Below are 12,630 nucleotides of genomic sequence, written 5' to 3' on the forward strand. Positions count from 1 at the left end.
ACTATGACTGACGCACGACTGCAGGTCCGCAACGCCACCATCGGCTACGACCAGCGGATCATCTCCACCGACCTCACCGTCGACATCCCCCATGAGTCCTTCACCGCCATCATCGGACCCAACGGCTGCGGCAAGTCGACCCTGCTGCGCGCGGTGGCCCGCGTCCTCACCCCGGTGAAGGGCGAGGTCCTGCTCGACGGGAAGCCGATCGCCTCCCACGGCGCCAAGCAGGTCGCCCGGCAGCTCGGACTGCTGCCCCAGACCTCACTGGCCCCGGAAGGCATCCGCGTCGCCGACCTGGTCGCCCGCGGGCGGGCACCGTACCAGTCACTGTTCCACCAGTGGAGCCAGGAGGACGAGGCCGCGGTCCAGGAGGCGATGGCCTCCACCCGTACCGACAACCTCTCCTCCCGGCTGGTCTCGGAGCTCTCGGGCGGTCAGCGGCAGCGCGTGTGGGTGGCGATGCTCCTCGCGCAGCAGACACCCATCATGCTGCTCGACGAGCCCACGACCTTCCTGGACATCGCCCACCAGTATGAGCTGATGGAGCTGCTGCGGACGTTCCACGACGACGGGAAGACCGTCGTCACCGTGCTGCACGACCTCAACCAGGCCTGCCGCTACGCCGGGCACCTCATCGTGATGCGGGACGGACAGGTGGTCACCACCGGGTCCCCCGAGGAGGTCATGACCCCCGACCTGGTGCACGAGGTCTTCGGGCTGCGGGCCATGGTCGTCCCGGACGCCGTCACCGGCACTCCCTCGATCGTCCCCCTGGACCCGCGCAGTGAGGGCGTGGACCTCGCCCCCGTCACCCCGGTCGTCGAGGAGAACTAGTCGCACGTCCCGGGGCGATCGTGACCACGGTCCATGGGAGCCGTGCCTCCGATGCCCGCGGAACGAACCGACGGGTCGATTTTCCTGTCCTCGGTCCGCACCCGGGTTCGTGAACCCGACCGCGCCGGGACACGACCCGACCCCTACAGCGACGTCCACAACCTCACCGGGTACTACGATCAGCCGGCGGCCGTGGTCCCGTCTGCCCTGTCGGCCCTGTCGGCCCTGTCGGCCCTGTCCTTCACCGACTGCAGCCGGCGGCGCAGCTCCCCGGTCGCGGCAGTGACATCGATGTGAGCCGGGTCAGGTGTGCCAGCCGAGTCAGCCGTGCCAGCCGTGTCACTGTCTGATCCGACGTAGAAGGGTTCCCCGACGACGACCCGGACCGTCACACGGCGTCCGAACAGACGGGGACGCCGCCCCCGCGTCCACAGCTTCTCCGTCCCCGCGCAGCCGACCGGGACGATCGGCACACCCGCGGCGGCCGCCATCCGCACCGTACCGGTCTTCAGATCCCCGACATCGGGGGTGTGGCGGATCGTGCCCTGCGGGAAGACCGCCACGACCTCGCCGGCTGACAGGGCGTCCACCGCGGCGGAGAAGGAGGTGGCGCCGCGGCCGGGGGTGCGGTCGACGGCGATGCCGCCGAGCCCGACGAGAATCCGGGAGACCGGACGGTTGACGAACGCCTCCTTCTTCAGCATGTACCGGGGCTTCCGGTCACCGCGCAGCTGCAGCGGCAGACTGACCGGGATGACGTCATAGTAGGCGCGGTGGTTGGGGGCGAGGATGAGCCCGCCGGTGAGCGGGATGTTCCCGGCCCCGGTGATCCGCACACTGATGTTCTGGGCCCGGAACAGGGCGATCGCCAGGGCCTTCGCGGCATCGTAGAGACCACGGCGGCGTTGCCGGGGTGCGGGGCGTGCCCCGTCGGTGGCGGTGATGACCGATCGCGCGGGCCACGGCAGAACATTCGGCATGGCAACCACTCTAGGGTACGGAAACACCCGCCGCGGTGACCGGGGGTCAACCGCGACGGGTGTCGCAACGTGTCCGGAGGGGGACTTGAACCCCCACGCCCGTTAATAGGGCACTAGCACCTCAAGCTAGCGCGTCTGCCATTCCGCCACCCAGACCTGGTGAAGCACCACTATTTTTACCGGAGCGACGGGAGAACCGCAAGTCTGTGATTCTGCCGTGCCTACCGCTGTGCGAGCAGCTCCGCCTTGCGCAGGAACTTCTCCAGGATCATCGTCATCTGCCGGGTCTCCGTGAGGAATCCGTCATGACCGGTGGGGGAGGTGATCTTCGACAGGCCGATGAAGTCACCGAGGTTCCGGGAGAGGTGCTCCTGCTGGTGGTAGGGGTAGAGGATGTCGGTGTCCACCCCGGCGACCATGGTCGGCACCTGGGAGGTTCCGAGCACCCGGTTCATCCCGCCGCGTCCCCGACCGATGTCGTGCCGGTTCAGCGCATCGGTGAGGATGACGTAGGTGGCCGGGTCGAACCGGGAGACGAGCTTCTCCGCCTGACGGTCCAGGTAGCTCTCCACGGAGAACCGCTGCTGCGGCGACCAGTAGGGCCCGTAGGGGTTCTCGTCTGCCTGGGGGTCGGTGCCGAACCGTTCGTCGATCTCCAGCTCACCCCGGTAGGTCAGGTGGGCGATACGGCGGGCCTGGCCGAGTCCCTCGGCGGGGATGCGGCCGGTGCCGTGGTAGTCACCGCCCTGCCAGCAGGGGTCGGTGGTGATGAAGCGGATCTGTGCGGACTGCATGCCGATCTGCCAGGCGGAGGCGCGTGCCGAGACCGCGACGGGCAGGGCCGCCTCCACGAGCTCGGGGTAGAGGAAGGTCCACTCCAGCACGCGTGCCCCGCCCATCGAGGCACCGATCACGCCGCGCAGCCGCTCGACACCGAGGACGTCGACGATGAGCTGCTTCTCCGCCACGACGAGGTCGCGGATGCTCAGCGCGGGGAAGCGGGATCCCCAGTAGTCGCCGTCCGGGTGCCGTGACGAGGGGCCGGTGGAACCCTGGCACCCGCCGAGACAGTTCGCGCAGAGCACCAGGTACCGGGTCGTGTCGAGGGCGAGACCGGGGCCGATGATGCCGGACCACCAGTCCGCGGCGTCGCCGTCGCCGGTGAGCGCGTGCTCGATGAGGATCACCGGGCGCTCGACGACCTCGGCCGGGTCGGGGCGTCCGTCGTCGAGGCGGACGGCCCCGTCGGCGGCGTCGTAGAAGGCGTACAGCAGGAGGCCGGCCCCGGGCACCGGGACGCCCGCCTCGGTGGTGAAGTCCCCGATGGGGAACACGGCTGACTCGTACGGTGCGGGCAGTGCGTCAGGTGAGATGCTCACTGGTGTGCTCCTGGGGACGGCGGGGACGGACGGGGACGGGACGCCGTCAGGCGATCGCGTCCAGGCCGAGCTGCAGGTCGGCGAGGATGTCGTCGATGTCCTCGATGCCGACGGACAGGCGGACGGTCGCGCGGTTGATGCCGGCGCGCTCCAGACCGTGCTGGTCGGACTGGGAGTGGGTGGTGGTCGCCGGGTGGACGACCAGGGAGCGCACGTCACCGATGTTGGCGAGGTTGGAGTGCAGCTTCAGGGCGTCGATGAAGGTCCAGGCCTTCTCCTGCGCCTCGTCGGACCAGTTGTCGTCGACGGCGAGGTCGAAGGACAGCACCGACCCGGTGTACTTCAGGCCGAGCTTCTCCTTGGTGGCGTACCACGGGGAGGACGGCAGGCCCGCGTAGTTGACCTTCGCGACCAGCGGGGACGCGTCGAGGAACTCGGCGACCTTCTGTGCGTTCTCGTTGTGCTTCTCCACGCGCAGGGCGAGGGTGTCCAGGCCCTGGATGGTGACCCAGGCGTTGAAGGGGGAGAGGGTGGCGCCGGTGTCCCGCAGCAGGCCGACGCGGGCCTTGAGGCCGAAGGCCGGTGCGCCCAGGTCGACGTACTTCAGACCGTGGTAGGCGGGGTCCGGGGTGACGAAGGTCGGGAAGACGGGCTTGCCGTCCTTCTCGACCGACCAGTCGAACTTTCCGCCGTCGACGAGGATTCCGCCGAGGCCGGAGCCGTTGCCGGTGTAGAACTTCGTCAGGGACGCCACGACGATGTCCGCACCGAGCTCGAGCGGACGGACGAGGGCGGCGGTGGCGACGGTGTTGTCGACGATGAGCGGCACGTTGTTCTTGTGGGCGAGCTCGGACAGGGCGGGGATGTCGAGGACGTCGGCCTGCGGGTTGGCGAAGGTCTCACCGTAGAAGGCCTTGGTGTTGGGCTGCACGGCGGCGGCCCAGGCGTCCAGGTTGTCGGCGTCCTCGACGAAGGTGACCTCGATGCCGAGCCGGGCGAGGGTGATCCCGAAGAGGGTCTCCGTGCCGCCGTAGAGACGGGCGGAGGTGACGATGTGGTCGCCGGCGCCGGCGAGGTTGAAGATCGCGGCGGTCTCGGCGGCCTGACCGGAGGCGAAGGCGACGGCGTGGACGCCGCCCTCGAGGGAGGCGATGCGGTTCTCCAGCGCCTCCTGGGTCGGGTTGGTCAGGCGGCCGTAGACCGGGCCGAGGTCTTCCAGGGCGAAGCGCTGCTTGGCGTGCTCGGCGGAGTTGAAGACGTAGGAGGCCGAGAGGTAGATCGGCTGGTTGCGGGCGCCCGTGTCGGAGTCCACTTCCTGGCCGGCGTGGACGGCGCGGGAGGCGAAGCCCCAGTTGTCGACGTTGCTGTTGTCGTACTTCGTGGTCATGGGGGTCCCTTCGGTGGCGGGTCGGTGACGGGTCTGTGTTTGCTGAGGAAGACGATAGACCACCGGAGGCCTCCACGGCAAACAGCTCGGTCTACTTTTCTCCGTCGGCACTGGTCACAGCGTTGAAGGGGGTAGACCGAGCTGTTCATCAGGAATGGTTCCGCCAACGGCTGCGGCAGTATCCGGCGTTCACCGGTGGACGCCGGCGGTCCGGGATGCGGCGGCCCGGGAAATGACCGCACCCCGGGGCACGTGACAGTGCAACTGTCGCGTGCCCCGGGGTGCGGGGGCATCCGGTCAGGCCGGGTGCGGCCGGTGTGACAGCGTCAGTCCGGTCGGTCGTCCTGCCTAGCGGTGGGCGGCCGCGAGGCCGTCGATGATCCCGTTGAAGGTCTTCGACGGGCGCATGACAGCGGTGGTCTTCTCGTCGTCAGGCAGGTAGTAGCCGCCGAGGTCCACCGGGGAGCCCTGGCCGCCGCGCATCTCGACCTTGATGGCCTCGAACCCGTCCTCGAGCGCCGTGGCGACCGGGGCGAAGATCTCGGCGAGGGCCGGATCGTCGGTCTGCTCGGCGAGGTTCCGCGCCCAGTAGGCGGCCAGGTAGTAGTGGCTGCCACGGTTGTCGATCTCACCGATGACGCGGGCCGGGGACTTGTCCTCGTTGAGGACCTTCTCGGTGGCCTTGTCCAGGGCGTCCGCGAGGATGGGCGTCCGCGGGTTGTTGTCGGTCTCCGCGAGCTTGCGCAGGGACTCGGCGAGGGCCAGGAACTCGCCCAGCGAATCCCAGCGCAGGTAGTCCTCCTCGATGAGCTGCTGGACGTGCTTCGGGGCGGATCCGCCCGCACCGGTCTCGAACAGGCCGCCGCCCGCGATGAGCGGGACGATGGACAGCATCTTCGCGCTGGTGCCCAGCTCCATGATCGGGAACAGGTCGGTGAGGTAGTCACGCAGCACGTTGCCGGTCACCGAGATGGTGTTCTCGCCGGCACGGATGCGGTCGACGGAGAGCTGGCAGGCCTCCTCCGGGGAGAGGATGCGGATGTCGAGGCCGTCGGTGTCGTGCTCGGCGAGGCACTCCTCGACCTTCGCGCGGATGTTGTTGTCGTGGGCGCGCTGCGGGTCGAGCCAGAACACGGCCGGCCAGCCGGTGGCGCGGGCGCGGTTGACGGCCAGCTTCACCCAGTCGCGGACCGGGATGTCCTTGGCCTGGCAGGCGCGCCAGATGTCGCCCTCGGCGACCTCGTGGGACAGCAGGACCTCGCCGGCGGCGTTGACGACGTCGACGGTGCCGGCCGCGGGGATCTTGAAGGTCTTGTCGTGGGAGCCGTACTCCTCGGCCTTCTGCGCCATGAGGCCGACGTTCGGGACGGTGCCCATGGTGGTCGGGTCGAAGGCGCCGTTCTTCCGGCAGTCGTCGATGACGACCTGGTAGACGCCGGCGTAGGAGGAGTCCGGCAGCACCGCGAGGGTGTCCTGCTCCTCGTTGTCCTTGTTCCACATGTGGCCGGAGGTGCGGATCATCGCGGGCATGGAGGCGTCGACGATGACGTCGGAGGGCACGTGCAGGTTGGTGATGCCCTTGGCGGAGTTCACCATGGCGATCGCCGGGCCCTCGGCGAAGCCCTTGTCGAAGGCGGCGCGGATCTCGGCGACCTTGTCGGCGCCGATCTCGTCGGCGGCCTCGTCGAGACCGGAGTAGATCGCGGCGAGACCGTTCTCGCCGTTGAGGCCGTGGGCGAGCAGGATGTCACCGTAGGTGTCGAAGACCTCGGCGAAGAAGGACCGCACGACGTGGCCGAAGATGATCGGGTCGGAGACCTTCATCATGGTGGCCTTGAGGTGGGCGGAGAACAGGACACCCTGCTCCTTGGCCTTGGCGACCTGCGCCCTGAGGAACTCGTCGAGGGCGGCGGCGCTGAGGACCGTGGCGTCCACGATCTCCTTGTCCAGCACCGGGAGGGCCTCCTTGAGCACCGTCACGGTGCCGTCGGTGGCGGTCAGGCGGATCTGGAGGGTGTCGTCGCCGTCGATGACCACGGACTTCTCGTTGTGGCGGAAGTCGTTGTCGGACATGGTCGCGACGTTGGTCTTCGAGTCCTTCGACCAGGCGCCCATGTGGTGCGGGTGCTTGCGGGCGAAGTTCTTCACGGCCTGGGGGGCACGGCGGTCGGAGTTGCCCTCGCGCAGGACCGGGTTGACGGCGGAGCCCTTCACCGAGTCATAGCGGGCGCGGGCGTCCTTCTCCGCGTCGGTGGCCGGCTCGTCGGGGAAGTCGGGCAGGGCGTAGCCGTCGGCCTGCAGCTCGGCGACGGCGGCCTTGAGCTGCGGCACGGAGGCGGAGATGTTCGGCAGCTTGATGATGTTGGCGTCCGGCTGCTTGGTCATCGCGCCGAGCTCGGCGAGGGTGTCCGGTACGCGCTGGTCCTCGGGGAGGAGGTCGTCGAACGCGGCGAGGATGCGGGATGCCAGGGAGATGTCGCGGGTCTCGACCTTGACGCCGGCGGTGGATGCGAACGCCTCGATGACGGGCTTCAGCGAGTAGGTCGCAAGCAGCGGCGCCTCGTCAGTCCGGGTGTAGATGATCTTTGCCATGGGCAGGTGTAACTCCCTCTTCAGCGGTGGGGCGACAGGTGTGGTCGTTGCCCTGATACGTCTTGACGTCTTTTTCTAGATTCTCTGCGAGTCTACGACTGTCAATGATACGGCAACCGAACACACCGCACCGGTCGCGGGGGGCCGTCGGGAGGCTTAAGGTGGTATCACTTATGAGCGAGCACACCTCACGACTGACGAAACTGCCCACCCGCGGCCACCTCCCGCACCCGCAGCGCAGACCGCTGCCGCGGCAGACGGAGATGGGACGCCGCCGGCGGCCCGTCGCCATGCTCGCCCTCGCACTGGGCGGGTTCGGCATCGGCACGACCGAGTTCGTCTCGATGGGACTGCTCAACTACATCGCCGACGACTTCGGGATCTCCGAGGCACAGGCCGGCCACGTCGTCACCGCCTACGCGATGGGGGTCGTCGTCGGCGCCCCGCTGATCACCACCCTGACCGGGCGGGTGCCGCGGCGCCGGCTGATCATCATCCTCATGCTGGCCTTCACCGTCGGCAACGGACTGTCGATGTTCGCCGGCAGCTACGGGATGCTCATGGTCGCCCGGTTCATCGCCGGTATCCCGCACGGTGCCTACTTCGCGGTGGCGAACCTCATCGCCGCTTCGATGGCCGACCCGGGGAAACGGGGCCAGGCCATCGCCCGGATCTCCCTGGGGCTGGCGACCGCGACCGTGGTCGGTGTGCCGGCGGCGCAGTGGATCGGTTCAGTGCTCGGGTGGAGTGCCGCCTACGGGGTGGTCGCGGTGATCGGCCTGTTCTGTCTCGCCGGCCTGTGGCACTCGATGCCCCACATGACGCTGATGCCCATGACCCGGCCGAGTACGGAGATCGGGGCGCTGAAGAACGCGCAGGTGTGGCTGACCCTGGCATCCGGCGCGGTCGGTTTCGGCGGCATGTTCTGCGTGTACACCTACATCTCCTGGACCATGACCGAGCGGGCCGGCTACCCGGAGGACATGATGTGGTTCGTGCTCATGGTCTACGGCATCGGCATGGTCATCGGGAACACGGTCGGCGGACGCCTCGCCGACTGGAACATCAGCCGGTCGGTCATCGCCGCCTTCCTCATCATGGCCGTGATGCTCGTCGCCTTCTACTTCGCGAGCACCGTCGCCCCGTTGGCGATCCTGCTGTTCGGGCTGGTCTCCGTCGGCGGCGGCATCCTCACCGTGAACATGCAGACCCGGTTCATGGACGTCGCCGGGGAGGCGCAGAACCTCGCCGCGGCGATGAACCAGTCCGCGTTCAACATCGCCAACGCCTCCGGTGCGGCGATCGGCGGCGCGGTCATCAGCGCCGGCTACAGCTATTCCGCCCCTGCCCTCGCCGGGGCCGGTCTCGCCCTCGCCGGCCTCGCGATCTTCATCCCCACGCTGCTGCTGTACCGCCGTCAGCTCGCCGCCGCGGCCGCCCGATAGGGTGGTGCGCATGAGTCTCCCCACCACTACTTCCGGCGTCACCGTCGCCACCGTCAACGTCAACGGCATCCGGGCGGCCGCGAAGGTCCGCAACGAGAACAACCACGGCATCCTGCCCTGGCTGGAGCAGACCCCCGCGGACGTCGTCCTGCTGCAGGAGGTGCGTGCGACCCCGGCCCAGACCGAGGCGGCGCTGGCCCCCGCACTGACCGACGGCTGGAACCTCGTCCAGGCGGAGGCCGCGGCGAAGGGGCGTGCCGGGGTGGCGGTGCTGTCCCGCCACGACATCACGGATGTCACTGTCGGCTTCGGGGAGACCCCCGGCGCCGCGGAGTTCGCCGATGCCGGACGCTGGATCGAGGCCACCACCGCCGGACTCCGCGTGGCGAGCGTCTACCTGCCCTCCGGCTCCGAGCACACCGAAAAACTGGACGAGAAGTACCGGTTCCTCGACGTCCTCGGCCCCTACCTGGACCGTCGGGCGCAGGACGGGGTGCCGATGGTCGTCGGGGGTGACTGGAACATCTGCCACCGCCGTGCGGACCTGAAGAACTGGCGGCCGAACCGGAAGGTGTCCGGGTTCCTGCCCGATGAGCGGGCCTTCATGGACTCGGTGTTCGGCACATTCCCGGACGCCGCGACGCAGATCGGGGATGCCACCGATGCGGGCCGGAACGGCAATCCGGCGGGGGCGCCGGGTGAGTTCTACGGCACGGTCGACTACACCCCGGGTGAGGTCGCCCGGGCCCGCGTGGCAGCCGGTCCGACGACCGATCCGCAGTGGTTCGACGTGCTCCGCCGGCTCAACGCCGATGTCGAGGAGGGGCCGTACTCCTGGTGGACGTGGCGGGGGAAGGCCTTCGACACCGGCGCCGGCTGGCGTATCGACTACCAGGCTGCGACGGGTGACCTCTACGAGCGGGCGGTCCGGGCCTGGGTGGACCGGGCGGAAGCCTATGACCTGCGGTGGAGCGACCATTCACCGGTGCTGGTCGAGTACCGGTAGCACCGGACGCCTGAAGAACCGGGACCGGACGGACGCCGCCAGGTGCCACGCCAGGCCTGCGACGGCGAGGAGCACATGCAGGCACAGCAGTGCCGTCAGACCGGTACTTACCGCGTCCGGCCAGCCCAGCCCGGTGGCCCCGGCCAGGGTGCGGGTGCCCAGGCTGCAGGTGCCGACCGGGAAGGTGGCGGCCCACCATGACGGGTTGAACGACGGGCGGTCCGGCCGCAGCAGCGCACCCCAGTGGTGGCAGAGCGCCCAGCCGGCGGCGGGGACACCGAGGCCCAGCATCACGGCGGCATAGCAGATCCCGGCGGTGCCGCCGTCGGTGAGCAGCAGGGCGGCGGCGGAGCTCTGGCCGACGACCCCCAGCGGGATCCAGGTGGTCGCCGCGAGGTCCGGTGCGGGGTGGCGTCCGGCCCCGGCGTAGACGCGGACGAAGGCCGGCAGGGCGGTGACCAGGGACAGGAAGAACAGGACGGTGCCCGGCAACGGGTGGCCGAGCTGTGCGGCGTTCGTCGAAGCGACCATCGGTGCGACCAGCGGCAGCACGCCGGGGAACAGGGCGGGGACCCGGCCGCGGAGCAGGCGCAGACCCTGGACGGCGAAGACGGCGACGGCGGCGACCGAGCCGGTGACCCAGGTGACCGTATGGACGCCGGTCCAGCCGAGGGTGGTGTCCACCGCGGAGCCCAGGGCGAGCAGTCCCATGGTCATCATCGACCAGCCGGGGACGTCGTCGAACCGTGGCGCGCGCACCGCACCGGCGAGCAGTACGACGAGGACCACCGCGGCGACGGCGGTGACCGCCGTGCCGGCAGCGGCCCCGGCGCCGGGCAGGACGGCGAGCAGTGAGCCGGTGATCGCCAGACCCATCACCGATCCACCCCAGGCCGCGCCGGGGGCGGGCAGGGGAGAGGGCGCGGCCGGGGCGCCGGCCGGTTCGGCGGCGGTGGCTGCGACGGTGGGGTGTCGGGCGGCGGTCATGGTGTCCACGCTAATTCATGGTGTTCCTGACCTGGGATAACGAGTTCTCCGGTCGGGGGTACAGGACAACTTTGTACAATGCGGTCATGTATCCCAACGTGCCGCCGGTCGATCAGCTCGTCACCCTGATCGCGGTCGACGAGCACCGCAGCATCGCCGCGGCCGCCCGGGCGCTCGGATTCAGCCAGCAGACGGTGAGTGCCCGCGTCGCCGCCGCGGAGAAGACACTGGGGACCGCGGTCTTCCACCGCGGCATCAACGGTTCCGAGCCGACGGACCGCGGGCGGGTCGTCCTCGACGCGGCCCACGACTACCTCGGGGCCACAGCGACGTTCTCCCGGGCGGTCGCCGCCGCCGCCCGTCCGGACGTCGCCCGGTCCCTGCCGGTCGCGGTCTCCAACACCGTCGCCGAACTCTACTTCCCGTCGTGGGCGGCGCGGTTCCACCGGGAGAACCCGCACGTCAGGATCCTGCTGCGGCCGTGCAACAGTGCCGAGGTCTGCGACGCCGTGGCGTCCGGTGAGGCGGTCCTCGGATTCGTCGAAGGTGCCGAGGTGACCCACGGTCTTGCCGCGGACGTGGTGGGGGTCGATGATCTCGTGCTCGTCGTCCCGGCGTCCCACCCGTGGGCCGGGACGGAGGTGACCGCCGGACAGCTCCGCCGGACGCCGCTGATCATGCGCGAGGAGGGGTCGGGCAGCCGCGAGATCGTCGAGAAGGTGCTCGGGAAGGTGGCGGAGCCCGCCGGCGAGTTCGGTTCCCTGTCGGCGCAGCGGGCCGCGGTCACCGGAATGGGCGAGCCGACCGTCATCGCCGCCCGCGCCGTCGCCGCGCAGGTCAACAGTGGTGAACTGGTACGCGTGCCGGTCCGTGACGTCACATTCCGGCGGTTGCTGCGCGCGGTCCGTCCGCGGGGCCGCGACCTCGCGTCCACCGATCCGGACGCGGCGACCCTGCTGGCGATCGCCCGGGAAACCGGGGGCGGTAGAGTCGGGGGACATGAGCGATGAAGTGACCGTCAAGCGCGTCCTGTCCGGAATCCAGCCCACCGCGGACTCCTACCACCTGGGGAACTACCTGGGGGCCGTGAAGCAGTGGATCGACCTGCAGAACGACTACGACGCCTTCTACTTCATCCCCAACCTCCACGCCATCACCGTCGACCAGGACCCCACCGAACTGCGGACCCGCACCACCGCCGGCGTCGCCCAGCTGCTCGCCCTCGGCATCGACCCGGAGAAGTCGACGATCTTCGTGCAGTCCCAGGTGCCCCAGCACGCTGAGCTGGCGTGGGTGCTGACCTGCCTCACCGGCTTCGGCGAGGCGTCCCGGATGACGCAGTTCAAGGACAAGTCCGCCAAGCGTGGCGCCGAGCGCACCTCCGCCGGGCTGTTCATGTACCCGATGCTCATGGCCGCCGACATTCTGCTGTACAGCCCGCAGCTCGTACCGGTGGGCGAGGACCAGCGCCAGCACCTCGAACTGACCCGTAACCTCGCCGAGCGGTTCAACTCCCGGTTCGGGGAGACCTTCGTGGTGCCCGACGGGTTCATCCCGGAGGGTGCGGCGAAGATCTACGACCTGCAGGAGCCGACGGCGAAGATGAGCAAGTCGGGCACCAACCCGAAGGGCATCGTCAACCTGCTGGACGCCCCGAAGAGCTCCGCCAAGCGGATCAAGAGTGCGGTCACCGACAACGACGGTGAGATCCGCTACGACCGGGAGGCCAAGCCGGGCGTGTCCAACCTGCTGGTCATCCAGTCGGCGCTGACCGGGAAGTCGGTCGACGAGATCGTGGCGGGCTACCAGGCGTCCGGTGCGCAGTACGGTGCACTGAAGACCGATACCGCGGACGCCCTGGAGGCCTTCACCACCCCGCTGAAGGCCCGCTACGACGAGTACATGGCGGATCCGGCGGAGCTGCAGAAGATCCTCGACCGGGGTGCGGAGAAGGCCGCGGCCGTCGCCGAGCCGCTGCTCGCGCAGGTCTACGACAGGATGGGCCTGCTGCGGTAGG

10 protein-coding genes and 1 tRNA gene are annotated in these 12,630 nt (G+C 69.4%); 5 read left to right on the top strand and 6 right to left on the bottom strand.

The features are described from left to right. Positions 1–3: 3 nt before the first annotated feature. On the top strand, positions 4–837 hold the full coding sequence (locus FSW06_RS13305) for an ABC transporter ATP-binding protein (protein WP_010119825.1): 834 nt from the start codon (positions 4–6) through the stop codon (positions 835–837). Positions 838–1,016: 179 nt separating this feature from the next. On the opposite strand, the gene FSW06_RS13310 is transcribed toward FSW06_RS13305, so the two are convergent. From FSW06_RS13310 to FSW06_RS13330, 5 genes are all read right to left on the bottom strand, one after another. Beyond that, complete coding sequence (locus tag FSW06_RS13310) at positions 1,017–1,817, bottom strand: lysophospholipid acyltransferase family protein (RefSeq protein WP_010119824.1); 801 nt, start codon at positions 1,815–1,817, stop codon at positions 1,017–1,019. Between the two features lie 70 nt (positions 1,818–1,887). Further along, positions 1,888–1,973, bottom strand: a tRNA-Leu gene (locus FSW06_RS13315). Between the two features lie 65 nt (positions 1,974–2,038). Continuing rightward, complete coding sequence (gene metX, locus FSW06_RS13320) at positions 2,039–3,190, bottom strand: homoserine O-acetyltransferase MetX (protein ID WP_040430006.1); 1,152 nt, start codon at positions 3,188–3,190, stop codon at positions 2,039–2,041. Positions 3,191–3,242: 52 nt separating this feature from the next. Next, positions 3,243–4,583: an O-acetylhomoserine/O-acetylserine sulfhydrylase gene (locus FSW06_RS13325; protein ID WP_010119822.1), complete on the bottom strand. Its 1,341-nt coding sequence runs from the start codon at positions 4,581–4,583 to the stop codon at positions 3,243–3,245. 348 nt (positions 4,584–4,931) lie between these two features. Continuing rightward, positions 4,932–7,175, bottom strand: a complete 2,244-nt coding sequence (locus tag FSW06_RS13330) for an NADP-dependent isocitrate dehydrogenase (RefSeq protein WP_010119821.1) — start codon at positions 7,173–7,175, stop codon at positions 4,932–4,934. 173 nt (positions 7,176–7,348) lie between these two features. Here FSW06_RS13330 and FSW06_RS13335 point away from each other — a divergent pair, with 173 nt between their 5' ends. Then, complete coding sequence (locus FSW06_RS13335) at positions 7,349–8,620, top strand: MFS transporter (RefSeq protein WP_010119820.1); 1,272 nt, start codon at positions 7,349–7,351, stop codon at positions 8,618–8,620. 10 nt (positions 8,621–8,630) lie between these two features. Further along, the gene (locus tag FSW06_RS13340; RefSeq protein WP_010119819.1) at positions 8,631–9,626 is read left to right on the top strand and encodes an exodeoxyribonuclease III; all 996 of its coding nucleotides are present in this window, start codon (positions 8,631–8,633) and stop codon (positions 9,624–9,626) included. Here FSW06_RS13340 and FSW06_RS13345 read toward each other — a convergent pair. After that, a complete protein-coding gene (locus FSW06_RS13345; protein WP_139024430.1) occupies positions 9,600–10,613 on the bottom strand; it encodes an SLAC1 family transporter in 1,014 nt (337 codons plus the stop codon). The two genes, FSW06_RS13340 and FSW06_RS13345, sit on opposite strands and share 27 nt — an antisense overlap. 86 nt (positions 10,614–10,699) lie before the next feature. Between FSW06_RS13345 and FSW06_RS13350 the strand changes: the two genes are divergently transcribed. Together FSW06_RS13350 and trpS are read left to right on the top strand one after the other, a co-directional pair. Then, positions 10,700–11,623 carry a LysR family transcriptional regulator gene (locus FSW06_RS13350; protein WP_010119817.1) on the top strand — a complete coding sequence of 308 codons (924 nt, stop codon included), beginning with the start codon at positions 10,700–10,702 and terminating at the stop codon, positions 11,621–11,623. After that, positions 11,613–12,629 carry a tryptophan--tRNA ligase gene (gene trpS / locus FSW06_RS13355; protein ID WP_029449249.1) on the top strand — a complete coding sequence of 339 codons (1,017 nt, stop codon included), beginning with the start codon at positions 11,613–11,615 and terminating at the stop codon, positions 12,627–12,629. Before FSW06_RS13350 ends, trpS begins: the two co-directional genes overlap by 11 nt. The last annotated feature ends 1 nt before the right edge of the window (position 12,630 follow it).

This window comes from Corynebacterium nuruki S6-4 (assembly GCF_007970465.1).
In the GTDB taxonomy this organism is placed as follows: Bacteria; Actinomycetota; Actinomycetes; order Mycobacteriales; family Mycobacteriaceae; genus Corynebacterium; species Corynebacterium nuruki.

What these genes read in the sequence shown, in the direction of transcription:
- FSW06_RS13310 (WP_010119824.1), bottom strand. Translation starts at nt 1,817, where the DNA reads ATGCCGAATGTTCTGCCGTGGCCCGCGCGATCGGTCATCACCGCCACC.
- trpS (WP_029449249.1), top strand. Translation starts at nt 11,613, where the DNA reads ATGAGCGATGAAGTGACCGTCAAGCGCGTCCTGTCCGGAATCCAGCCC.
- FSW06_RS13305 (WP_010119825.1), top strand. Translation starts at nt 4, where the DNA reads ATGACTGACGCACGACTGCAGGTCCGCAACGCCACCATCGGCTACGAC.
- FSW06_RS13335 (WP_010119820.1), top strand. Translation starts at nt 7,349, where the DNA reads ATGAGCGAGCACACCTCACGACTGACGAAACTGCCCACCCGCGGCCAC.
- FSW06_RS13340 (WP_010119819.1), top strand. Translation starts at nt 8,631, where the DNA reads ATGAGTCTCCCCACCACTACTTCCGGCGTCACCGTCGCCACCGTCAAC.
- FSW06_RS13345 (WP_139024430.1), bottom strand. Translation starts at nt 10,613, where the DNA reads ATGACCGCCGCCCGACACCCCACCGTCGCAGCCACCGCCGCCGAACCG.
- FSW06_RS13325 (WP_010119822.1), bottom strand. Translation starts at nt 4,583, where the DNA reads ATGACCACGAAGTACGACAACAGCAACGTCGACAACTGGGGCTTCGCC.
- FSW06_RS13350 (WP_010119817.1), top strand. Translation starts at nt 10,700, where the DNA reads ATGTATCCCAACGTGCCGCCGGTCGATCAGCTCGTCACCCTGATCGCG.
- FSW06_RS13330 (WP_010119821.1), bottom strand. Translation starts at nt 7,175, where the DNA reads ATGGCAAAGATCATCTACACCCGGACTGACGAGGCGCCGCTGCTTGCG.